The sequence below is a fragment of the Flavivirga jejuensis genome, from assembly GCF_030540765.1.
Taxonomy (GTDB): Bacteria; Bacteroidota; Bacteroidia; order Flavobacteriales; family Flavobacteriaceae; genus Flavivirga; species Flavivirga jejuensis.
Genome location: NZ_JAUOEL010000005.1, coordinates 62439 through 87522 on the forward strand (window position 1 = coordinate 62439; position 25084 = coordinate 87522).

The 25084-nt window shown below is 32.2% G+C and carries 17 protein-coding genes; 16 read left to right on the top strand and 1 reads right to left on the bottom strand.

Annotation, left to right across the window (positions count from 1 at the left end; all coding sequences use genetic code 11):
• Positions 1-184 precede the first annotated feature (184 nt).
• Positions 185-1240 carry a DUF2652 domain-containing protein gene (locus Q4Q40_RS14275; protein WP_303302556.1) on the bottom strand — a complete coding sequence of 352 codons (1056 nt, stop codon included), beginning with the start codon at positions 1238-1240 and terminating at the stop codon, positions 185-187.
• A 191-nt stretch (positions 1241-1431) separates the two neighbouring features.
• On the opposite strand from Q4Q40_RS14275, the gene Q4Q40_RS14280 reads away from it, so the two are divergent.
• The 16 genes from Q4Q40_RS14280 to Q4Q40_RS14355 all read left to right on the top strand — a co-directional run bounded on the left by Q4Q40_RS14280 (position 1432) and on the right by Q4Q40_RS14355 (position 24732).
• A complete protein-coding gene (locus Q4Q40_RS14280) occupies positions 1432-2586 on the top strand; it encodes a DNA polymerase III subunit (RefSeq protein ID WP_303302557.1) in 1155 nt (384 codons plus the stop codon).
• A 253-nt stretch (positions 2587-2839) separates the two neighbouring features.
• Positions 2840-3016 carry a hypothetical protein gene (locus tag Q4Q40_RS14285; RefSeq protein ID WP_303302558.1) on the top strand — a complete coding sequence of 59 codons (177 nt, stop codon included), beginning with the start codon at positions 2840-2842 and terminating at the stop codon, positions 3014-3016.
• A 213-nt stretch (positions 3017-3229) separates the two neighbouring features.
• Complete coding sequence (locus Q4Q40_RS14290; protein ID WP_303302559.1) at positions 3230-4675, top strand: T9SS type A sorting domain-containing protein; 1446 nt, start codon at positions 3230-3232, stop codon at positions 4673-4675.
• 267 nt (positions 4676-4942) lie between these two features.
• Positions 4943-5509 carry a Crp/Fnr family transcriptional regulator gene (locus Q4Q40_RS14295; RefSeq protein WP_303302560.1) on the top strand — a complete coding sequence of 189 codons (567 nt, stop codon included), beginning with the start codon at positions 4943-4945 and terminating at the stop codon, positions 5507-5509.
• 153 nt (positions 5510-5662) lie between these two features.
• Positions 5663-6721 carry a T9SS type A sorting domain-containing protein gene (locus Q4Q40_RS14300; RefSeq protein WP_303302561.1) on the top strand — a complete coding sequence of 353 codons (1059 nt, stop codon included), beginning with the start codon at positions 5663-5665 and terminating at the stop codon, positions 6719-6721.
• 207 nt (positions 6722-6928) lie between these two features.
• The gene (locus Q4Q40_RS14305; protein ID WP_303302562.1) at positions 6929-7954 is read left to right on the top strand and encodes a T9SS type A sorting domain-containing protein; all 1026 of its coding nucleotides are present in this window, start codon (positions 6929-6931) and stop codon (positions 7952-7954) included.
• Between the two features lie 222 nt (positions 7955-8176).
• Positions 8177-10420: a ribonuclease R family protein gene (locus Q4Q40_RS14310; RefSeq protein ID WP_303302564.1), complete on the top strand. Its 2244-nt coding sequence runs from the start codon at positions 8177-8179 to the stop codon at positions 10418-10420.
• Between the two features lie 120 nt (positions 10421-10540).
• A complete protein-coding gene (locus Q4Q40_RS14315) occupies positions 10541-10765 on the top strand; it encodes a heavy metal-binding domain-containing protein (RefSeq protein ID WP_303302565.1) in 225 nt (74 codons plus the stop codon).
• 65 nt (positions 10766-10830) lie between these two features.
• On the top strand, positions 10831-11508 hold the full coding sequence (locus Q4Q40_RS14320; protein WP_303302566.1) for a head GIN domain-containing protein: 678 nt from the start codon (positions 10831-10833) through the stop codon (positions 11506-11508).
• A 192-nt stretch (positions 11509-11700) separates the two neighbouring features.
• A complete protein-coding gene (locus Q4Q40_RS14325; protein WP_303302567.1) occupies positions 11701-14466 on the top strand; it encodes a triple tyrosine motif-containing protein in 2766 nt (921 codons plus the stop codon).
• Positions 14467-14695: 229 nt separating this feature from the next.
• Positions 14696-17740, top strand: a complete 3045-nt coding sequence (locus Q4Q40_RS14330) for a SusC/RagA family TonB-linked outer membrane protein (RefSeq protein ID WP_303302568.1) — start codon at positions 14696-14698, stop codon at positions 17738-17740.
• A 9-nt stretch (positions 17741-17749) separates the two neighbouring features.
• Entirely contained in the window at positions 17750-19219 is a 1470-nt protein-coding gene (locus tag Q4Q40_RS14335; protein ID WP_303302570.1) for a RagB/SusD family nutrient uptake outer membrane protein, read from the top strand.
• A gap of 14 nt (positions 19220-19233) precedes the next feature.
• The gene (locus tag Q4Q40_RS14340) at positions 19234-21252 is read left to right on the top strand and encodes a hypothetical protein (protein ID WP_303302571.1); all 2019 of its coding nucleotides are present in this window, start codon (positions 19234-19236) and stop codon (positions 21250-21252) included.
• 27 nt (positions 21253-21279) lie between these two features.
• Positions 21280-22218, top strand: a complete 939-nt coding sequence (locus tag Q4Q40_RS14345; RefSeq protein ID WP_303302572.1) for a hypothetical protein — start codon at positions 21280-21282, stop codon at positions 22216-22218.
• Between the two features lie 423 nt (positions 22219-22641).
• Entirely contained in the window at positions 22642-22899 is a 258-nt protein-coding gene (locus Q4Q40_RS14350) for a helix-turn-helix domain-containing protein (protein WP_303302573.1), read from the top strand.
• Between the two features lie 324 nt (positions 22900-23223).
• Positions 23224-24732, top strand: coding sequence for a serine hydrolase (locus Q4Q40_RS14355; protein ID WP_303302574.1), 1509 nt, complete (start codon positions 23224-23226; stop codon positions 24730-24732).
• Positions 24733-25084 lie beyond the last annotated feature (352 nt).

Sequence of the window (25084 nt, forward strand, 5' to 3'; positions counted from 1 at the left end):
ACATCTATTTAATAGTTCTCTAAACTATAGAAATACGAACTATATATAAATGTTTTATTTATATTCTTTTGTCTCTTTTTAACTAATTGGAACACAAATGTAACTAATTAAAAACAGCTATAAAACCTGTTTTTTAACGAAAACGATATAGCTCACGAAGATTATTAATAAATCGATTATTACACTACTTTTTTATTGAAAATCCAGAGTTAATCAGTTGAATAAGGGCTTTAATGTTTCCTGAAATAATTTTTTTTATGTTATTTTTCATCAGGGGTTTCATAAGGATACCAAAAGGTTTAAAATCTGCAAAAACCTCAATACGTAACCTGGTATATCCGTTTTCTGCTTCTTCTAAAACGAAATAATTATTCATGCGTTTTGTAAATGGAACATTGGTTGTAGACTCACCATAAACTAATTGGTTTTTGTTTACCGTTTTTCTAACAGTGGTTTGTTCTACTTCCTCATTTTTATTGACTAAACATCTATGTTTTTGCCCAGCACGGTTCACTTTATTTTTATCGTACTCTAATTTATTAACGCCTTTAACCCAGAGTAACCTATAATCAAAATTACTAATAACCTCATAAAGCTCTAAAGCTGGAAGTTTGACTAATTCTGTTTCATCATATAATTTATGTTTAGGAACATCATTTGGGATGGGTTCAATTTCTGAGAGCCTCTCTTTTAAATGCGATAACGGATTGTATGAAAATGTAATATTTCCAAAATCGTATTCTGCAATTAGCTTATTCTCGTCATTTTTAGGCTGAACATTTTCAGTGAAAATAGCATATTCTTCTAAAGGCACATTATTTTTAAGTAAACGGTGAATTTGTATCACAGGACTTCCATAAGGTTTTTTAGAATCTTTAACTTTTATAAATTCTATTTCACCATAATGCACAACAAATTTGATTTTTAAATTATACGCAGAAGAACAGGCACCGCAATGACAAATACGCTGATATTCATAGCGTTTAATATGTGCATGAAACGCTATATACATAGCTTCAATTTGCTTCTCGATAGCTAAAACATCAACCTGATCCTCAATCTTATACATAAACAACGCATCACCTTCAACTTCAGCTAACTCTAAATCCATGGTATTAGCATCAATCAATAATTCTAATAGTTCCGAAACGATATGTCTACTGTGACTAATATCTGTATGATGTACAAATTCTGTAAACCCCGAAATATCAGGAATAAAAAGAATAGCATTTTGAGTCATTTTAATTGATCTGCGTTTGTTTTAATATATAAAAATAAGTCGATTTATTTTGTGTTTATTACAACTTAATGTTAAAAACCGAAAAGCATCTTGACAAGAATAAGAAATCATTTTTAGAAATAACAAGATTATCCGCTTTACTTATCGTTTTTACGCTTTAACATCTAATAAAAAATGTGTAGGTTTGTTTCATGCTTTTTGAAGATGTTTTAGGTCAGGATCACATTAAAAATCATTTAACACAGAGTGTTGATAATGGTAGGATTCCACATGCACAATTATTTGTTGGAAATGAGGGTTGTGGCTCTTTACCAATGGCATTAGCATATGCTCAATACATTTTATGCTCGAATACTGGTGGAAAAAACACAACAGGAAATGACGCTTGCAACTTAAAGTTTAAAAATGTATCGCACCCCGATCTGCATTTTGCGTTTCCAGTAACAACAAGCGATAAAGCAAAAAGCCACCCTGTTTCTAGTAATTATCTTGAAGAATGGCGCCAGTTGATAAAAGAACAACCTTATGGAAACCTTTTTGATTGGTATAAATTACTTGGTGTTGATAATAAGCAAGGACAAATTGGCGTAGATGAAGCGCACGATATTGTAAAATCTTTAACCTTAAAATCTTACGAAGGCGGCTATAAAGTCATGCTTATATGGATGGCAGAAAAGATGAATATTGCTTGTGCTAATAAACTTTTAAAGCTTATTGAAGAACCGCCGAATAAAACCATTTTTATTCTTATTGCCGAAGATGAAGAACAAATAATTAATACGATACGGTCACGTTGCCAAATATTACATTTTCCGCCTTTAGCAGAAGATGTTATAAAAGAAGCTTTAGTTAAAAATTATAGCTTAGATCTACCTGTTGCTACCAAAATTGCGCATCAATCTAATGGAAATTATAATAAAGCCTGCGATTTGGTATATCAAGATTCTGAAGATTTACAATTTGAAGAATGGTTTATTTTCTGGATTCGAAGCGCTTTTAAAGCAAAAGGAAATAAAGCAGCCATACACGATCTTATTTCCTGGAGCGAAGACATAGCCAAAACAGGACGAGAAACACAAAAACAATTCTTACATTTTTGCTTAGATTTTTTTAGACAGGCATTACTACTAAATTATAATGCTACAGATTTAGTTTATTTAGAACCTAAAGCACCAAAATTTAAACTAGAAAATTTTGCGCCTTTTATACATGGCAACAATATTTTAGAAATTAGCGACGAACTTCAAGACGCTATTTATCATATTGAACGTAATGGTAATTCTAAAATTATTTTAACCGATTTATCTATTAAGCTTACTCGGTTACTCCATAAGAAACCTTCATGATAATAAACTAAACAGATTTTGAAATAAGCTTGTTAAAGTATTTACTGCCAATTACTTTTCAATATATCCTTTACAGACAAGTTTTAATCCATTTGGGATAATTTTTATCATCGATCTTTGTCCGTTCAATTAACGCTATGAGCGGCTTAAATATTTGGGGTTATCTTAGAATACGTTAACATCACTTTTTCTTTAAACCTGTCACGTTTTATATACTTGTTTTGTCATACTATTGAAATTAAAATATCAATAGATGAAAACAATTCATATAACTAAAAATAAAATGGAAAAATACTATCAACTTTCTAATGAAGAATTGAATAAGCAATTTTCAGATTGCACTTTAAAACCAAAACTCTTTAGCCACAAGGTACATTTGCGACTGACTGGCAAAGAAATAACCTTAAATAATACAGGAAATCTTAATTAATGTCGATAAGTTATCATGGTCAAAACACATAAAAAGCAAGAACACTTCATAAATTCTGATTATAAAATATGTTTATAATCTTTCAAGATATTTTATAAAATTAATTTAATCTAGTTGACATAGGGCTGTCATTCACCCTACTTAATTTTGTTTCAAGCTAATTTAAAAGAAATAAAAACAATTTAAATAATTCTTTTTACCCCCTTAAATATTATGAAAAAAAACCTATTCTTAATTTTACTTATTCCTTTTTTTAGTTTAGGTCAGACACAAATAGGCTCTGACATCAATGGTGAAGTCGCTGATGATTTTTCAGGTCATAGTGTATCGCTTTCTGAAGATGGTTCTATACTCGCTATTGGAGCTCCTTTTAACGATAGCAATGGTAATAATTCAGGTCACGTGCGAATTTATAAATATGAATCTGGTGATTGGAAAATAATAGGTGATATTGATGGAGAAGCAGAAGGTGATCAATCAGGTTACAGCATATCTCTTTCAAAAGATGGTTCTACCGTTGCTATTGGAGCTATTGCTAATAAAGAAAATGGTATTTTTTCTGGGCATGTAAGGGTTTATAGAAATAATTCAGGCTCTTGGGAAAAGATAGGTAATGATATTGATGGGGAAGCAAGCCCTGATCAATCCGGTAATAGCGTATCACTCTCTCAAGATGGCTCTGTTGTCGCTATTGGAGCCCATCATAATGGAGAGAATGGTTCTTTTTCAGGGCATGTTAAGGTTTATGAATATAAGTTGGGCGATTGGCAAAAGATAGGAGATGATATTGATGGGGAAGCAACTAACGATCGATTTGGTCATAGCGTGTCTCTTTCTGCCAATGGTACTACCGTTGCTATTGGAGCTAAAAATTTTGCTACTACCTTGCTTTTTGGTCAAGTGAGTGTTTATAGAAACAAATCGGGTATTTGGACAAAGTTAGGCAGTGACTTTACAGGTGAAGATCTGGCTGAAAGATTAGGTTGGAGTGTCTCACTTTCCTTTGATGGTAATATTTTAGCCATTGGAGCTACTGGAGGACTCGTAAAGATTTATGAGTATAATAGTACCACAGGCGATTGGGAAAAAATAGGTGATGATATTAATGAAGAAGCTGATGATGATGAATCAGGCTATAGTGTATCACTTTCTTCTGACGGATCTATAGTTGCTATTGGGGCAATAAAAAATGATGGTAATGGTAGCGATTCAGGTCATGTACGTATTTATAAGAACAACTCGGGGTCTTGGAAAAAGATAGGTAGTGATATTGATGGAAAAGCCCCAGAAGATCAATCAGGATATAGCATATCTCTTTCTTCAGATGGTTCTATCCTTGCTATTGGAGCACCGTATAATAGTGACAATGAAAATCTTTCTGGCCATGTACGCGTTTACAATTTAAGCACTTTACTAGCCTCAGATTCTTTCGTCCTATCTCAATTTAACATGGCTCCAAATCCAGCTAAAAATGAAACAACCATTAAATTAAACAAGGGGCTAGCCTTAGAGAAAATCTCTATCTACAATAATTTAGGTAAGTTTATAAAATCCACTAAAAAAGAAACCATTAATACATCAAACTTATCCACAGGCCTTTATTATGTAGAAGTTATAACTAATAAAGGGAAAGCCACTAAAAAATTAATAATTGAATAAATTATAAAAAAAGTAGAAAAATAAAGAGGGTTTTACGATTTACAATCGTTTTTATATTTGTTAAACCTCATAAAATAATAACATAAAACAAAACCTTCTTTTAATTTTTGCTTATCTGTTTTATAAGTCAAATCTCCCATAGTCATAAAAGAATTAATAAAACTAGCGGTAACAAGTTAGAGTAATCGTGTTTCACTCTTTTCAGATAGCACATAGTATCTATCTATTAGAGATAAACATAATACTTCATTAAATGATTATAGGTAAATGAATAATTTTTTTATAGACACTTTTAAAATTACAACAAACGAAGCTCAAATTCTTTCATCTTCATTTTATATAGAAGAATACTCAAAAGGCGATATTTTTTTAAAACATGGAGACATTTGTAATACCATTGGGTTTGTAAAAAAAGGACTCCTAAAAAGTATCACAATTGGTAAAGAAAAAGAACTCATTGATGATTTTATATTTGAAAATCAGTTTGTAGCAGACTACCGCAGTTATTTAACAAAAAAGAAATCCACTAAAGACATCATTTGTATTGAGAATTGTACAATCCATACAATCCATCGTGAAAAACTTGAAGAACTATCTAATAAATACTTATTCATTAGTAAAATAGAGAAAAAAGTCACTGAACATCTATATGTCTTAGCAGAGAAAAAATTTGATGACTTGAGACTTTTAAATGCTAAAGAAAGGTATTTAAAATTATTTAACTCAAATAGAAGGCTTTTATATAAAATTCCTCAATATGACATTGCTTCATGTTTAAGTATTAGCCCAGAAACTGTAAGTAGAATTAGAAAAAAACTTACTAAACGTTCTTGATTTATATCAACGAAAAACAAATTTAAATATCGGAGTTTTGTATGAAAAATAAAATGATTTAATCTTTTAAAAAAGAATTCTGTTTAGCCCTAAGACCATTAAAATTTTAGTCAAAAAATTAGTTTAATTATCCATTTTAACCCCTTAAACATTATGAAACAAATTTATTTTTTTACCATAGTTATATTTCTAAGCTGTTTTAAACTTATCGCACAAACTACAGAAGTAGTAGTAGCATTTAATAGCCCAACTGGAATGATACTTTATGGAAATGACTTGTACATTGCTGATATTGATGAAGGTAAAATTTCTAAAATAGACATTAATGCAACCACGCCAACACCAACAGATGTAATAATTGGATTAAGTCGCCCTTTTGACATGGTACTTAATGGAACCGACCTGTATATTTCTGAAATTACTGGAAATAAAATTTCTAAAATAGACATTAATGCAACTACGCCAATTGCAGAAGACGTAGTAACAGGATTGGATGCTCCAGCTGGAATGGTACTTAATGGAGACGATTTATATGTTGCTGAAAATACTGGACACAAAATTTCTAAAATAGACATTAACGCAACTATACCAACAACAAAAGAGGTAGTAGCATCAGATGAATTGAATAGGCCTTTCGACATAGTACTCTATGGACATGATTTGTATATTAGTGAATATTATGGCAATAGTATTTCAAAAATAGATATTACTGCAGCAATTCCAATAACACCAGTCCTTGCAGCTGGCGGATTCAACGAGCCTGTTGGAATGGTACTTAATGGAGATGATTTATATATTGCTGAATTAGATGGTAACAAAATCTCTAAAATAGACATTAATGTAGCTATACCAACAGTAGAAGATGTAGTAACAGGATTAGATGGTCCAGTTGGAATGGTATTAAATGGAGATGACTTGTATATTTCTGAAATTTCTGGCAACAGAATTTCTAAGCTCAATTTAAGTACACTTTCAATAAATGAAAATATAGAAGTATCCAATATAAAGTTATATCCAAACCCTTCCCTAGATTTTATTCAAATTTCTGGATTACCCAGAACAGAAAATTATACAATTTATAATATTTTAGGAACTAAAATAAGTAGTGGAATTATCTCTAATAATGAAAAAATTGATATTAAAAAATCACCCAATGGATTGTATTTTCTAAAATTTGAAAACGGAAACACCTTTAAGTTTATTAAAAAATAAACTATAAATTTTCAATCTATAGTTTTAAGTAAAAATGAATCTAAAATCAGGCTTATTTTACTACCAAACTAAATGATGATAACGAACATTTCAACCAAATATAATTCCTATCAATTAAAAAACTAAACGCTTCGAAATTTACAACCAAGGCTGTAAATTTCGAAGACTAATATAAAACAAAATAACCCCTTTAATATCTAAATAATTATGAAACGAATTTATTTTACTCTAACAATTCTATTTTTAAGCTGTATCAAACTTACTGCACAAACCGATGTAGTAACTGGATTAAATGGTCCTGCCGGAATCCTACTTGATGGAAACCAATTATATATTGCTGAATTTCAGACAATGTCTAAAATAGACATTTTAGAAACTTCGCCAACAATTACAGATATAATTGTAGGATTGACAGGTATTTTTGAAATGGCATTAAGGGGAAATGACTTGTATTTTTCATTAGAAAGAGGCAGGATTTCTAAAATAGACGTAACCGAAACGAATCCTACAATTACAGATGTAATAACTGGATTGGATAGGCCTAATGGAATTTTACTTAATGGAAATGATCTGTATTTTTGTGAAAGTGATAAGATTTCTAAAACAGATATCACTACAGCTATACCAACAACTACAGATGTAGTTACGGGATTAGATCGCCCTACTGGAATGGCAATTAATGGAAACGATTTGTATATCGCTGAATACGGTGAAAACAAAATTTTTAAAATAGACATTACCGAAACAACACCAACAACTACAGATGTGATAACGGGATTGGATAGGCCTTATGGAATTTTACTTAATGGAAATGATTTATATATTGCCGAAGGCACCAAAATTTCTAAAATAGACATCACCACAGCTATGCCAACAACTACAGATGTGGTTACTGGATTAGATAACCCCATTGGAATGGCAATTAATGGAAACGATTTGTATATCGCTGAAAATGGTGAATCTAAAATTTCTAAATTCACTTTAGGCACGCTTTCAACAGGAGAGAATATAATATCCTCTAATATTAGACTATATCCAAACCCTTCCCCAGATTTTATTCAAATTTCCGGATTACCCAGAACAGAAAATTATACAATTTATAATATTTTAGGAACTAAAATAAGTAGTGGAATTATCTCTAATAATGAAAAAATTGATATTAAAAAATCACTCAATGGATTGTATTTTCTAAAATTTGAAAACGGAAACACCTTTAAGTTTATTAAAAAATAAGGGGTATAGCGCTTACTAACAAGTAATAAAAATAACATTAAGAAAAGGTTTCTATGTAGATAGAAACCTTTTCTTTTTTATAGCATAACATTAAAAAAATACGATTAAATATTTTAAATGTAACTTTGCACAAAACTTAATACAAATAACTTCGCCTCTTATTAAGTTTAAAATAATTAATTCCTATATATCTTTAGGAAACGACTATGAATTAAATTATAAATGACAAGAAAGAAAAAAGGGAAATCAAAAAAAGGAATTTCCAACTTAACAAATACCATTCTAAGTATTTTAAAAAAAGATAGAAACCAATCATTCAACTATAAACAAATTGCTGCTAAACTAGGTGTTAATGATGCCAGTAGCAGAAATAAAATTATAAAAACCTTAGCAAAACTTGCTGCTCAACAAGAGATTATACAAGTAGAACGCGGAAAATTTAAAGCCGTTATTAATACAGAATATCATACAGGTATTTTAGATTTATCTGCCAAAGGGTCTGGTTATATTATTTGTGATGCATTCGACGATGATGTTTTTATAGCATCTAATAACATTAATAAAGCATTAAATGGTGATGAAGTCGAATTCTATGTATATAAACGTAGAAAACGAGGAAAATTAGAAGGAGAAATAACCAATATTATAAAACGCGATAAAAGCGAATATGTTGGTGTTATACAATTACACAGTAATTATGCTTTTGTAATTGCAGATAGTCCAAAAATGCATAAAGATATTTTTATTCCCATTAACAAGACCTTTAAAGCAGAAGACGGCGATAAAGTATTAGTAAAACTTGAAGATTGGCCAGAAAAAGCCGATTCACCTTATGGCAAAGTAATCCAAGTACTTGGTAAACCAGGAGACCATAATACAGAGATCCATTCTATTTTAGCCGAGTATGGTTTGCCTCATGAATTTCCACACGAAGTAGAAGATTTTGCAAATAAATTAGATACCTCTATTACAGCCGATGAAATCGCTAAACGTAGAGACATGCGTAAAGACTTAACCTTTACAATTGATCCTAAAGATGCTAAAGATTTTGATGACGCCTTGTCTTTTAAAGTCCTAAATAATGGCTTATGCGAAATAGGCATCCATATTGCAGATGTATCCCATTATTTACAAGAAGGTACCGTTTTAGATGATGAAGCTTACGAACGTGCCACATCTGTTTATCTAGTAGACAGAGTAGTGCCCATGCTTCCTGAAGTATTATCAAATAAAGCCTGTTCGTTACGTCCGCATGAAGAAAAATATACCTTTTCTGCTGTCTTTCAAATGAATGATAAATGCGAAATTAAAAACGAATGGTTTGGTCGTACAGTGACCTATAGTGATGCCCGATATGCTTATGAAGAAGCCCAGGCTATTATCGAAAATAACATGGGTCTTGCCATTCCTGCAAAAGCAGAAATCCACAACATTAGTGAAATTAATAATACCATACCAAAAGAAGTATCACTCACAGAAAAAGAATATCAAACACCAAAAGAAATAGCTTATGCCATTCTAAAAATGAATGAGTTAGCTAAAATTATGCGCAGAAAACGTATGAGTTCTGGTGCCATTTCTTTTGATAAAGTAGAAGTAAAATTCAATTTAGATGAAGAAAGCAATCCAGTAGGCGTATTTTTTAAAACCAGTAAAGATGCTAATAAACTTATTGAAGAATTTATGCTTTTAGCAAACCGTAAAGTATCCGAATTTATTGGTAAAAAAGATCCTAAAAAAACCTTTGTCTATCGGGTACACGACGAGCCAGATGATAGCAAATTAGCGAACCTACAAGGTGTTGTATCTAAATTTGGCTACAAACTTAATTTTAAAGATAGAAAAGCCACATCGGCATCACTTAATAATTTACTCAAAGAAGTTAATGGTAAAAAGGAGCAAAACCTTGTTGATACCTTAGCCATTAGAAGTATGAGTAAAGCCGAATATACCACACATAATATTGGCCATTACGGCTTAGCATTCGATTATTATAGCCATTTTACATCACCTATTCGTCGATATCCAGATGTGATGGCACACCGTTTATTACAGCAGTATTTAGATGGAGGTAAATCTGCAAGTGAAGAGGCTTATGAAGATAAATGCAATCATTCTAGTGCTATGGAAAACCTCGCCACAAAAGCAGAACGAGATTCTATAAAATACATGCAGATTAAATTTATGCAAGACCATAAAGATGATGAGTTTGTAGGGGTTATTTCTGGTGTAACCGATTGGGGAATTTATGTTGAAATCATTTCTAATAAATGTGAAGGAATGGTAAGTGTTCGCGATATGAAAGACGATCATTACGCATTCGACCAAGACCAATACGCCATGGTAGGCAGAAACACAAAAACAATGTATCAACTTGGTGACGAAGTTGTTGTAAAAGTTAAAAATACAGATTTAGTTAAAAAACATCTTGATTTTAATTTAGTAGGCAAAAAAGAAATTGAATAGTAACATTAATTTTTTTGTAACAATTGCTAAAACCAATAAAAGGTATTAAACCTAGATCCCGCTAAAAATTGGGATTAGTTCAACTTACAATTTTGAATACGCTTTGCAGACTTCTCAAAATTGAGTTTCACTAATAAAATAAATTATGGTTTTAACAACAACGAGTTCGGTAGAAGGTCACACAATACAAGACTATTTAAAGAAGAAGCCTTTCAAAAACTTAAAGAAAATGCTATTAATTTAAAAGTCAACGCTGTCGTTGGGATTTGTATTGATGTAGAAACAAATCCAACTTCAGTTTTAATTATAGTATCTATTACAGGAACAGCAGTAAAAATTCTTTAATTTTAAAAAAAGGAATAATTATTGATAACTTTACGTTTAAATCAAAAAACATAAAAAATTTAGCCATGAAACGTTTAATAGTAGTATTAGCAATCCTAGTTTCCACAATAGCTGTAGCACAAAAACCAATTGAAAAATCAATTGGAGAATTTACACACTTAAAAGTGTATGATTTAATAGAAGTTGAACTTATTAAATCTGATGAAAATAAAATTATTATTTCAGGAAAAAATAACAAAGATGTTCTTATAAACAATAAAAACGGAACACTAAAAATTAAACTGAAACTTGAAAAAGCTTTCGATGGCAATAAAACAAAAGCACAACTATACTATGAGTCTATAGATGTTATTGATGTTAACGAAGGTGCAAAAGTACATTCAAAAGATATTATCAAACAATTTGAAATAGATTTAAATGCCCAAGAAGGTGGAAAAATAGACTTAAAACTAGATGTAAAATATGCAAATATTAGATCGGTAACAGGTTCTAATATTACAACCTCGGGAACAGCCAAACATCAGGATATATCAATTTATACAGGAGGCCTTTACGAAGGAAAAGCACTTAAAACAGATATTACAGATGTTTCAATACGAATCGCTGGAGAAGCACATGTTCACGCTAAAACTCTTGTTAATGCTAAAATAAGAGCTGGAGGAGATATCTTTATTTACGGCAAACCCGAACGTGTCGATGAGAGTAAAGTATTAGGGGGTAGAATAAAACAGATGGACAAATAAACAGACTAGATTTATTTATTTTTTAAAACTAAACCCGCTCTTGTAGTGGGTTTTTTGTTAATTAACAACTCGTGTTTTACCCATACAAAAACCATACAACATCTCTTACATATCTTATTTTTAGTATCTTAGTGCTACAACAACTAATGATTTTTGAAACAGTTTTATTTTTTACTCTTTAATATCTGTGTTTTGGCATGTAGTTTTATACATGCTCAAGAACGTCCTCCTATTGAAATTTTTTCACCAAAAGATTATGGAGCCGAAACTCAAAACTGGTCCATTTCTCAATCCAAAGAAAATTATATTTATGTAGCTAATAATAAAGGGTTACTTGAGTTTAATGGTGCAAATTGGCAATTATATATGTCGCCTAACGAAACCATTATAAGGTCGGTTAATGTTATAGATAATTTAATATATACTGGTAGTAACAGAGAGTTCGGGTATTGGCAAAGAAATAAATTGGGGCAACTGCATTATACATCACTATCTAAAAAACTAAAGGTCGATTTTTTAGAAGATGAAGAATTCTGGAACATTATAAGTATAGATGATTATATTTTATTTCAATCCTTAAAGAGAATTTATATTTACAATAAAACAGATGCTTCCTACAGCATCATCGATTCTGATACTATTATCTATAAAATATTCAAAGTTGATGAAACTATTTATTATCAGAAAACCAAAGACGGTATATACAAAATCGAGAATGGGGCATCAAAACTAGTTTCCAATAATGTAATTCTTAAAGAAAATAGACTGGTTAATATTTTTAGCATAAACAGTCATCTTTTAATAGAAACCGAAAATAACGGGTTTTATGTTTTAGACAATGGAATCCTTTCTAAATGGGATATCCCCGCAAACAAAAAATTATCAGAAGTAAGTGTATTTCGTAGCATTCGGTTAAAAGACCATAGTTTTATTTTAGGTACGAGGTCTAATGGGATTTTGCACTTAACCGCAGATGGCACCATAAATTATAACATAGACTCCGTGCATGGATTAAGTAATAATACGGTGCATGGTGTTTTTGAAGATGCTGAAAATAATATCTGGTTGGCTTTAGAAAACGGCATTAATTGCGTGAATATGAAATCTTCTTTTAGTATTTATACAGATGAAGAAGGTAAAATAGGAACCATATACACCTCTTCCGTTTTTAATGATAATTTGTATATAGGTACAAATCAAGGTTTGTTTTATAAGCCTCAGGGTAAAAAAGAAAAATTTAAACTTGTAGAAGGTATACAAGAAGCTGTTTGGTGTTTAACTATAATAGATAATACATTATTTTGTGGTCATGATACAGGAACATCTATTATAAATAATCATACAGCAGAAAAAATCAAAGGCACACAACAAGGTACCTGGAATATAAAACCCATAGATAAAACAGACCTATTATTACAAGGTAATTACGATGGCTTATACATTATTCAGAAAATTAATAATACATGGGTATTTAGAAATAAAATAAAAGGGTTTAACCTCTCAAGTAAATTTTTTGAGATCTATGATGGTCAAATTTTTGTTAGTCATGAGTACAAAGGTGTTTTTAAAATTGATGTGGATAATGATTTTACAAAAGTTTTAGAAATTAAAAAGGATCCAGATCTTGGTAAAGAATTAAACTCCAGTATTATTAAATATAATAATGATCTATTATACATTCATAAAAAAGGCGTCTTAAAATATAATACAAAAGTGAATAAGTTTTTAAAAGACACTGTTTTAAGCACCTTATTCACAGAAGAAGATTATACCTCGGGGAGACTTGAGTTTAATAAAGAGACCAATACCCTGTGGTGTTTTTCTTTAAAAGATTTAAATTACATCTCTCCTGGAAAATTAAGTAATATTCCAAAAGTTAGTAAAATACCTTATTCCAAGTCATTACCAAGAGGCTTAACAGGTTACGAAAACATATCGTATCTCAATAATAAAAAGTATTTAATAGGAACCTCAACAGGTTTTGTGGTTATAGATCTAGATAAAGGATCTAATAGAGCTTATGATATTTCAATTAATTTGATAACAAAACAGAGTATCATTTCAAGTCCAGAAATTGTAAACAAAAATACTAATGGAGGCTTTAAAAATAAAGATAACAATATAGAATTTACATACAGTGTTTCAGAATTTGAAAAATATCTCGATACAGAATATCAATATCAACTGGAAGGCATATATCCAAATTGGAGTAATTGGTCTGCCAGATCTAAAACACTATTCGAAAATTTGCCTTATGGCGATTATGTCTTTAATGTTAGAGCTAGAGTAGGCAACACCATCACTAAAAATGTGGCGTCCTATAGCTTTAATATTGAAAGCCCTTGGTATCTTTCTAAAACAATGCTATTTGCTTATGTGTTTTTAGTTTTATTGTTTTCATTAATCATGCATAATATCTATAAACGTTATTACAGAAAACAAAGAGAAGCACTATTACAAAAAACGACGCGAGAACTAGAATTAAAAGAATTAGAGAACAAACAACAGTTAATGCGTTTTAATAACGAAAAATTAAGACAAGATATTGATAACAAAAACCGCGAACTAGGTATTTCAACAATGAGTTTAATTAAAAAGAACGAATTTTTGAATAGCATAAAAAAAGAATTACAAAATATTGATGACATTAATAATATAAAACATGTTATTAAGATAGTTGATAGGAATCTAAATAATACAGATGATTGGCATGTTTTTGAGGAAGCTTTTAATAATGCTGATAAAGATTTTCTTAAAAAAATAAAAATAGAACACCCAGCTCTTACTTCAAATGATTTGAGATTATGTGCTTATCTAAGGCTCAATCTATCATCAAAAGAAATTGCACCACTACTTAACATATCTTCCAGAAGTGTGGAGGTTAAACGTTATAGACTTCGCAAAAAAATGGATTTGCCTCATGAATCCAGCCTAACAGACTATATTTTGGAAATATAGTATCAAAACACTTGCTTTTATTACCCATACATTACCACAACATTGATGTTTTTTCGTACTTTTAAAATATCACAAAACAAAGAATTCACGAATAAAAACCCACGTCAATTAAGAGTTTATCAATAAAGTGTCATTTTTTTTATCATGTATGTTTTTTGTTGAGGTATAAAATAAGAATACAATAAATACTATAACTAGCTTTACTAAAACTCAAAAAACTAAACTAAAAATGAGACGAACTCTCTTCAAAATTTTAACCTTATTCTTTTTTACGTACTCTGGTGCGCAAAATATAGACATAAGTGGAAATGTTCAAGACAATACTGGATTCCCTATACCAGGAGTTAATGTACTTGTTAAAAACACAGCAAAAGGCGCAGTAACAGATTTTGATGGTAATTTTACAATTACCAATATCGAAATAGGTACTACGCTATCATTTAGTTACATCGGTTATATAACAAAAGAATTTGTTATTACCGATAATTCTAAATTAACGATCCAATTGGAAGAAGACCTTGCCCAACTAGACGAAGTCGTCGTAATTGGTTATGGTACACAAACCAAAAAAGAAATTACAGGCGCCGTTTCTGTTTTAGGTGCAGAAACCATTGAAGCGCTTAAACCAACACGAATTGAACAAGCACTACAAGGGCAAGTGGCTGGGGTTAATATAACCTCCCAGTCTGGTTCGCCTGGTGGTGGTGCAACCATTAGTATTAGGGGCGTTTCTACAAATGGCGATAGCAGACCATTAATTTTAGTTGATGGCAATGTTATTGAAGACTTAAGTGTTATAAACCCCAGTGATATTGAAAGCATGAACATCCTTAAGGATGCAACCGCAGGTATTTATGGTGTAAGAGCAGCCAATGGGGTTATTCTAATAACCACCAAAAAAGGACGCCAAAATATGCCTTTAACAGTAGAATATAACGCCTATGGAGGTTTTCAACAAACAACACGTAAAATACCAGTACTTAATGCTACAGAATACGCTGTAGTAATAAATGAAGCATTTGCATCTGGTGGTGGTCAACCTCCTTTTGGAGACTTAGCCATTTTAGGGCAAGGAACAGATTGGCAAGATGAGGTTTTTGAAAACGCAGCCATACAAAACCATAGTATTTTGCTAAAAGGCGGAGGTGAAAAATCATCCTATTCTTATAGCGGTTCATTCTTAACACAAGATGGAATTGTTGGTGGTAATAAATCAAACTTTACACGTTTTACAAACGCTGCTACTTATAATTTAGATTTTCTTGAGAACTTTAAACTCACTTCGGGTTTAACTTTAATGAGAACGAATAAAAGAAACCTTCTTGAAAATGACTTAGGGTCTGTTTTATTTAATGCCTTAAATATGGATCCTACCAAAAGAGTTCGAGATGAAACGGGCGCCTTTACAATTGCAGAAGGCTTAGGTAATGAAGTCATAAACCCCATAGCACAAATGGCAAATACCTATGATAGAGGTAAAGTTATGAAGCTAAGTGGTAATGCGGGATTATCTTATAACTTCTTAGAACACTTTACGGTACAATCTAATATTCAATTTAATTATTCAGAAGTTACATCAAAAATATTTAGACCTACGGTTAATTATGGAAGCGGAAAAGTATTTAATAAAGATAGAAGCGAAATTTCTGAAAGATTAGATTATTTTAGAGATTACACCTTTGATGCTTTTATTAAGTATGAAAATAAGTTTAACGACATTCATAATGTCAATGTTTTATTAGGAACATCCGTATTTAAAACTACAGGAGAATATACTGGATTTGATGGGTTTGACATTACAGATAATAATATTATAAACGCATCCATTGAACAAGCATCTGATGTTAGAAACATTAATGCAGGGAATATGGGAAGAAATGACACGTTCGATTCTAGACTATTGTCCTACTTCGCTAGAGTTCAATACGACTATAAAGGAAAATATTTAGTATCAGCAGTCGTTAGACGTGATGGTTCAACCAAATTTGCACCAAAAAATAGATTTGGCTTTTTCCCTTCTGGATCTATTGGTTGGGTAGCTTCAGATGAAGATTTTTTATCAGACAGTAACGTTTTCGATTTGCTTAAGTTTAGAGCCTCTTATGGGGTTTTAGGGAACGATAGAATTCCAGATTACAAATATATTTCACTAAACGATGGTCAGGCCGCCTATACATTTAATAATAATGATTCGGAGGCCATTGGTTTATCTATAGGTGGTCTTGCTAATCCAGAAATTAAATGGGAAAAGCAAAAAACTCTGGATATTGGATTAGATGCTCGGATTTTAAATAACAAGGTAGATATTACAGTAGATTATTTTAATAAAAGAACAGAAGACTTATTAGTACAACCTCAAGTATCAGGTATATTAGGAGCATCCGCACCAGGATCGGCATCACCATTTGTTAACGCAGGAATTGTTGAGAACACAGGACTGGAGTTTGCCATTGGTTATTCAGATAATTTTAATGATAATTTTAAATTTAGTATCAGGTATAACGTTACTACTTTAGATAACGAGGTTATTTCAGTAAGTAACGATGGTGGCTTTGTTGAAGGGGGTGATTTTGGTGTTGGACAAGAATTTCCGCCATCAAGAATGGAAGCAGGATTCCCAATAGGTTTTTTCTACGGTTTACAAACAGATGGCATCATCCAAAATCAAGACGAATTTAATAATGCCACACCAACCGCAACAAATCCACCACAAATAGGTGACTTACGATTTGTTGATCAAAATGGAGATAATATAATAGATAGCGATGATAGAATAAACCTCGGAGATCCCATACCAGACGCCACCATGGGTATAAACATCTCTTTAGATTATAAAAACTTCGATTTTGCAACTTATGCGTTTGCCTCTATTGGCAACGACATTGTTCGTAATTATGAAAGAAATCAAAATTTAGTTAACAAACCAACATATTTCTTAGATCGTTGGAATGGTGAAGGCACAACAAACACAACACCTAGAGTAACTACGGCTGCTACATCAAACACCTTATTTTCAGATTATTTTGTAGAAGACGGGTCTTTTGTTCGATTACAGAATGTACAACTCGGTTATAGCTTCTCAAACAAAGCTCTTGAGGATTCTAAAATAAGTAAGTTACGACTATATATCTCCGCAAGTAATTTGGTGACTCTAACCGAATATAGAGGTTACGATCCAGCAGCGTCTTCAGGAGATCCAATTGGTGGCGGTATAGATCAGGGTTTTTATCCTAGCGCAAGCACATTCTTATTAGGACTTAATTTAAAATTTTAAACTGGTATTATGAAAAAATTTATAATAAAAAATATCTTAATCGTTCTCGTTTTGGCAACGTCATGTAGCGACGATTTTGTAGATGTGCCATCTCCAGACGAAATATCTGATGAATTCTTTAACTCAGAACAAGATTACCAAGACGCATTAATTGGAGCTTACGATCTATTGCAATCAACCTATTTAAATGTCATGCTTGGTGAAATAGCATCAGATAATACGCTGGCAGGAGGAGAAAGCGCAACAGACGTTCCTGGAATTCAGGAAATAGATGATATGATACATACACCTGTAAATGCTCAATTAAGAGACATTTGGACCTGGATGTATGGAGGCGTTAGCAGAGCTAACTACATTCTGGAATTTCAAGATAAAACAGATTTTCCTAATAAAAATAACGTACTAGCTCAAACAAAGTTTTTAAGAGCTTATTATTATTTTGAACTAGTAAAGTGGTTTGGTGACATCCCATTAATTATAGATAAAAGAGTTCAATTTGGTGAAGAATTAGAAATTGACAAATCACCCAAAGCTGATGTTTATGCTTTAATAGAAGACGATTTAACATTTGCAGTATCAAATTTACCCAATACTCAAGCACAAAAAGGCAGAGCAACTAAAGCTGCAGCACAAGCTTTATTAGGTAAGGTTTATTTGTATCAAGATAAATTTTCAGATTCGGCTACTGTTTTAGAAAACCTTATTAATAGTGCACCATCTATCCCTTTAGATTTACTTCCTACAGAAACAGCTAATACCATGTTTGAAAACGATAATGAAAATAACATAGAGTCCGTTTTCGAAATACAATATACCGATGAAGAAGGAGCAAGTTTTGACTGTTTACAATGCAGTGGAGGTAATGTGGCTGTCGGTTTTAATGGCATAAGAAACTATGATGGTACCTTATTTGAATCTGGATTTAGTTTCAATGTACCAACGCAAGAAGCAGTAGATGCTTTTGAAGATGGTGATATTCGTTTAGAATACTCCATATTAGACATTAATGCCTGGGCTACAGAAACAGGAGCTACTTTTAAAGAAGGCTTTGAACATACAGGATATTATAACAGAAAATATATAGCACGTCAAGGAGATTTAAATACGGGAGATGCCAATTTAACTAACCCAAATAATTATAGAGCCATTCGTTTTGCTGATGTACTATTATTGGCTGCAGAAGCCTTAAACAGGGGCGACATAAGTGACGATCGAGCAAAAATTTATCTAAACAGAGTAAGAACAAGAGCTATGTTAGCAGATGTTACCACATCTGGTACAAACCTAACAAACGATATATATAACGAACGTCGGGTAGAGTTAGTTGGTGAAGGTCACCGTTTTTTCGATTTAGTAAGAACAGGTAGAGCAGCAACCGAAATAGATGGGTTTGTTACAGGAAAACATGAAGTCTTTCCAATCCCCTCAATTGAAATTCAATTAGCAGGTAACAGATGGGAACAAAACTCCAACTACTAAAAAAATCATAAATTATGAAAACATTAAAATATATATTTAGTCTCGGTTTACTTTTACTGGTCTTTGCTGGTTGTACCGATGATGACCGTAGTTTAGATTATTTAAACGAAATCACAGCCCCGGCAGATGTTACAGTAACATTGAATTTATCACAAGATAATTCAGGTTTGGTAACCATTACACCAAACGCAACAAATGCGTCATCCTATCATGTTAATTACGGAGATGGAACAGAAGAATTAGCCGAAGTAGATCAAGGAGAAAGTGCAGAACATATATATGCAGAAGGCACATATACCATTACCGTTGAAGCTATTGGTCTTACAGGTTTAAAAACAGAAACAACACAACAATTGATAGTCTCATTTAGAGCTCCAGAAAACTTGGTTGTTACCGCAGAAATAGACGCTTCTAATCCTTTTAAATTAAATGTTTCTGCAACTGCAGATTTTGCAGCAGCATTTAATGTCTTTTTTGATACATCTATAATAGACGAAGAACCAACACCTTTAATGTTAGACGGAACGGTAAGTTTTGAGTATCCAGCCGTTGGAGATTATACCATTAGAGTTGTAGCTTTAAGTGGCGGGGCAGAAACTGCTGAAATCAATCAGGTTATAACAGTGTCCTCACCTACAGACTTTCCTATCGATTTTGAATTTATAGATACAGGCGCTTTATTAGGTTTCGATGGTGGCGTGATAACAGTTGAAGAGAACCCTCAAATAGATGAAAATAACAATTCTGCTACAGTTGCTAAAATTGTAAAAAATGCTGGACAAGTTTGGGGCGGAAATCAAATTAAAATGTCCGCACCTATCGATTTTACTGCAAAAAAACTAGTCACTATGGATGTTTGGTCACCTAGATCTGGCGGAAAACTATTGTTTAAAGTTGAAGATCCTGTAGATCCTCAAAATATCTTCTTCGAGACTGAAGTGACATTGGTTGGAAATAGTGATTGGGAAAAAGTGACTTTCGATTTAAGTGCTATTGACACCGCAGAAGCGTATCAAAATATCGTTTTAATCTTTGACCTCGGAACAGAAGGCGCAGGAGGTTCAGATTGGACATTCTATATCGATAATATCAAACAAGCAGCTCCCGTTACAGGAGAAAGTGCCACACCTATTACTTTTGAAACGCCTTATACATTAAGATCATTTGATGGGGGTGATATTTCTATAATCACCAATCCCGACCAAGATCCTAATAACGGCAATATCTCTAGTACGGCGGCTAAATTAGTGAAAGACGCTGGACAAACTTGGGGCGGTTCTGTAATTTCTGTTGAACAACCATTCTCTTTTGTAAACTCAACTACCGTAACGGCTAAAGTATGGTCACCTAGAGTAGGGCTAAATTTATTGATGAAATTTGAAGACGATAACGCAACACCTTCAGCTGAAATAACAGCAACTAGTACCGTTGCAAATCAATGGGAAGAATTAACTTTTGACTTTCCAGGTATTGATACCAACCTAGATTTTACAAATATTGTACTAATCATGGACAACGGAACGGAGGGAGATGGTTCTGATAATTTCACAATTTATGTTGATGATATTTCATCGAGGTCCTTTTTAAATTTTGAGCCCCAACAAGCTTTAAGAAGTTTTGATGGTGGCGATATTTCCATAATAACGAATCCCGATCAAGATCCTAATAATGGCAATACCTCAAGTATGGTAGCAAAATTAGTAAAAGATGCAGGACAAACTTGGGGCGGTTCTGTAATTACGCCAACCCAACCATTGTCATTCGTAAATTCAACTACAGTAACAACAAAAGTATGGTCACCCAGAGTTGGATTAAATTTATTGTTAAAATTTGAAGACGATAACGCAACACCTTCAGCTGAAATAACAGCAACTAGTAGCATTGCAAATCAATGGGAAGAACTGACTTTTGATTTTTCTGGAATTGACCTAAATATTGAGTTCACAAATATTGTCCTAATTATGGATAATGGAACAGAAGGAGATGGATCGGATAATTATACGATTTACGTAGACGATATTGACATAAATTAAAGTCACCTAAATTTTAAAACTAGAATTATGAAAAATATAAAATTATTAATAACAATTTTCAGTTTAGTTGGAGTTCTTTTTGGATGTCAAGAAGACGATTATGAAGTGGGAGACATCATAGCACCTACTAATATTGAAATCACATCTGTGATTGTAGGAGCCGATGCAAGCAATCCTAACGGTGATGGAAGTGGCATGGTAGAATTCATAACCACCGCAGATAACGCCATTTCATACCAATATCTTATTAATGGAGAAAGAATTGCTGCTCCCGAAGGCAAACAAAGCTTTGTCTTTGCAGAGCTCGGGGTTAATACCTATACAGTAACAGCAATAGCCTTTGGTATTGGTGGTGTTTCCTCAACCAAGTCCATTAACATAGACGTAGTAAGTAACTTTGAAGACCAAGAAGCAAAAGACCTATTAAGTGGAGGCGTAGGATTAAGCAAAACATGGTATTGGGCAGCCGATAAGATTGGTAATATTGGTTTAGGGCCAAATGAAACTCAGCCAGGTGGCGAACACACCTATTCGCAATGGTTTACATCTACAGCATGGCATGCAGACAAATTATGTATGTATGATGCTGAATTTGTATTTACACAACCTACAGAAGGAAATTTGTTATATGAGCAAACCGTAGGATCTGCCTATACACCAGGAGATTTTGCTGCCTCAATTGGAGTGGCTGGAGATTCTTGCCACGGCGAAGATGTAGCACCATCTTTATTTGGTGTTAAAAACGTAACGATGATACCAGCTTCTTCTACGGCAACAGTTGCTGGAGATTATAGAGGTACTACCATAAGTATTTCTAACAATGGTTTTATGAGTTGGTATGTGGGTGTTAGCAAACTTGAAATTATAAAAGTAACAGCCTCTACATTATTTGTTAGAATGACAGATAGCGCTAATCCAGGGAATGCATGGTATTGTAAATATCAAACGGAAAAACCCGTACAGTAGAAGGTTTGTAGTATGCATAATTAAGAAGGTATTAAAAATGTCATTCTGAATGCAATGAAGAGTCTCTAAAAGTTTTAATTTTTAGATGAATAAGATTCTTCGCTGCATTCAGAATGACATCAACATTTTAACAAAATGTTTTTCGTCTTATTAGTAGTTCTATAAGTATAGGATCTTTTTAAATCGTTGATTTTTAGCCATTACAAGTGAGCTGAGGTTCTTCGCTTTACTCTGATAACAAAGTTCATCACTTTTTAGACCTTCTTTTTTTGTGTATAAATTAAAAGACATTTTAAAAGGCTTTAATCGTCTCATACACAAACTACCAAACCTCCTAAAATCTAAACCAATCATATATTAAAGACACCCCAAACTCGATACTAATTTTAAAAGAACCACTTAATTGATACTTGGTATAAATCAATGTCTTTAAATAAAAGATCTAAAGTAGTAGGTCTGCATACTGTTACAATTTCAAAGTTTTTCAGAAAATACTTTTCTTGTACATTAGGAGAATATCAACGTAAACTAAAGATTGATTATAGTCTCGAATTAATAAAAAACTCAAAAATGTCGCTTACTGAAATTCCACATTATTGCGGGTTTACAGATCAAAGCCATTTTACCAGAATCTTCAATGAAATGACTGGATTTCTACCAAAGCATTTTAGGAAATTATAAAAACAGGCTAATTTCATTCTATTTTTATACTAATCATTATTTTATTTTTGACACAAATCATTAATCAAAATCAATGAAAAAATATGTTTTTATTCTTACCCCTTTCATTCTTTTTTTAGTTGTGAAAAATCAGTAAAAGAAAAGAGGTTAAAAGATTCAAATTATTTAATTCAAAAGTCAATACAAGAACTTACTAATTTATAAAGAAGGAGAAACGTATTCTGGTCATTGTGAAATTCTTAATAAAGAGATAGGTAACAAGGCTAATTACAGGCACTTTGCTCGTTAGAGCAGTTTTAGTAAATAAATTAAAATGAAAATAATATGAGAAATTATGTAAGTAAACTATATTTTTTGATTTGGGTGATTATGATTTTAAATCATGCCGTTTATGCTCAATCGAAATCTATTACTAAAGATGAATATTTAAATAACTTGAATAACAAGATTCCTGCATGGTTAGATGAGTTCGTCGTTCCTGGAGCTGCAATTGCGATAATTGATAATGGCGAGGTAATCCTTCAAAAGGGTTATGGATATGCTGATGTAAAAAACAATATTAAAGTTAATGATCAAACAGGTTTCAATATTGGCTCCATCTCAAAGACTGTAGCTGCATGGGGCATTATGAAATTAGTTGAAGAAGGCAAAGTTGAATTGGATAGCCCCGTAGAAAAATATCTAACTAGATGGCATTTTCCGAAATCGGAATATAGCATCAATAAAGTAACAATCAGAAGACTACTTAGTCATACATCTGGACTATCACTGCCTGGGTATCCTGGTTGGTCTCCCAGCGACACTTTGCCAACAATTGAAGAATCCTTATCAGGAAAAAATAATGGCCCAGGTGATGTCAGGTTAATTATGGAACCTGGAACAAAGTGGAAATATTCAGGTGGTGGATTTACTATTCTGCAATTAGTTATTGAAGAAGTAACTGGATTAAAATTTGCTGATTTCATGCAGGCTGAGATTCTAAATCCACTAGGTATGGTAAATAGTAGCTACATAATCAATGAAAAGATATTAGATAAATCATCATTAGAACATAATAACTATGGAGCAGTAATTCCTTTTGAATTATTCACGGCAAAGGCCGCTGCTGGTCTACATACGACAATTGAAGATTTTGCGATTTTTGCTCAAGCAAGCCTTAATGTTTCTAATACCTCAGGAACTCAGCAATCAATTCTCAAGCAAAGTACGATTGAACTAATGACATCCCCTGTACCAGCATCTGATGGTAAATATGGTTTAGGATATCATGTTGATTCTATTCCCAATACTTCCGCAGTATTAGTAGGACATGGAGGAGCCAATACTGGTTGGCATGCCTTTCTACAGGTAAATCAAAAAACAGGCGACGGGTTTGCCATGATTACCAACGGAGGTTCGGGACATAATGTATATCGCCAAGCATATTGCGATTGGATTAACTGGAAATTGGATGTATCACTAGGAGATAGATGTAAAAAGATTATTACCCCACTATTAATCAGGACTCTCATTAATGAGGGAATTGCTTCTACAATTGCCAAATATAAAAAGGTGAAAACAACTGAAACTAATGACTATCTTTTCTTTGAAGGTTCACTTAATAGATTTGGCTATGAATTACTTCGATCGGATAAAGTAAAGGAAGCAATTGAAATATTTAAGTTAAATGTTGAAGAATACCCAGAATCTGGAAATGTTTATGACAGCTTGGGAGAAGCATATATGGTAGATGGAAATTCCGAATTGGCAATTAAAAATTACGAAAAATCTATTGAATTAGACTCTGATAATGTGAACGGAATAGAGATGTTAAAGAAATTGAAGAACAAATAAATTTAGATCAAGGTTTACAAAAACGAACACACAACACTATGTGAAAAATCATTAAAAACACTTTTTACATTTACTGTCCGTTAGTGCGGAAATGTTTTAATTAAAGCTTAACAAGGAATATCCTTGTTGAGCTTTTTTCATTGTATTGTTTTCTTTTGAGTACTTTTTGTTTGTGCATTGCATTGGAGTTAACATATGATTTTGTAATCAAAAAGACTACAGAAATATACACCAAAATTGCTTTAAATCATTTTAAGTTAATTAAAAACCTACTAGATTTGTAGATAAACACCTAGAAAATTATTGTAATAATTTGAACAGAAAATCGGAATAATTCCGATTTTCTGTCTAT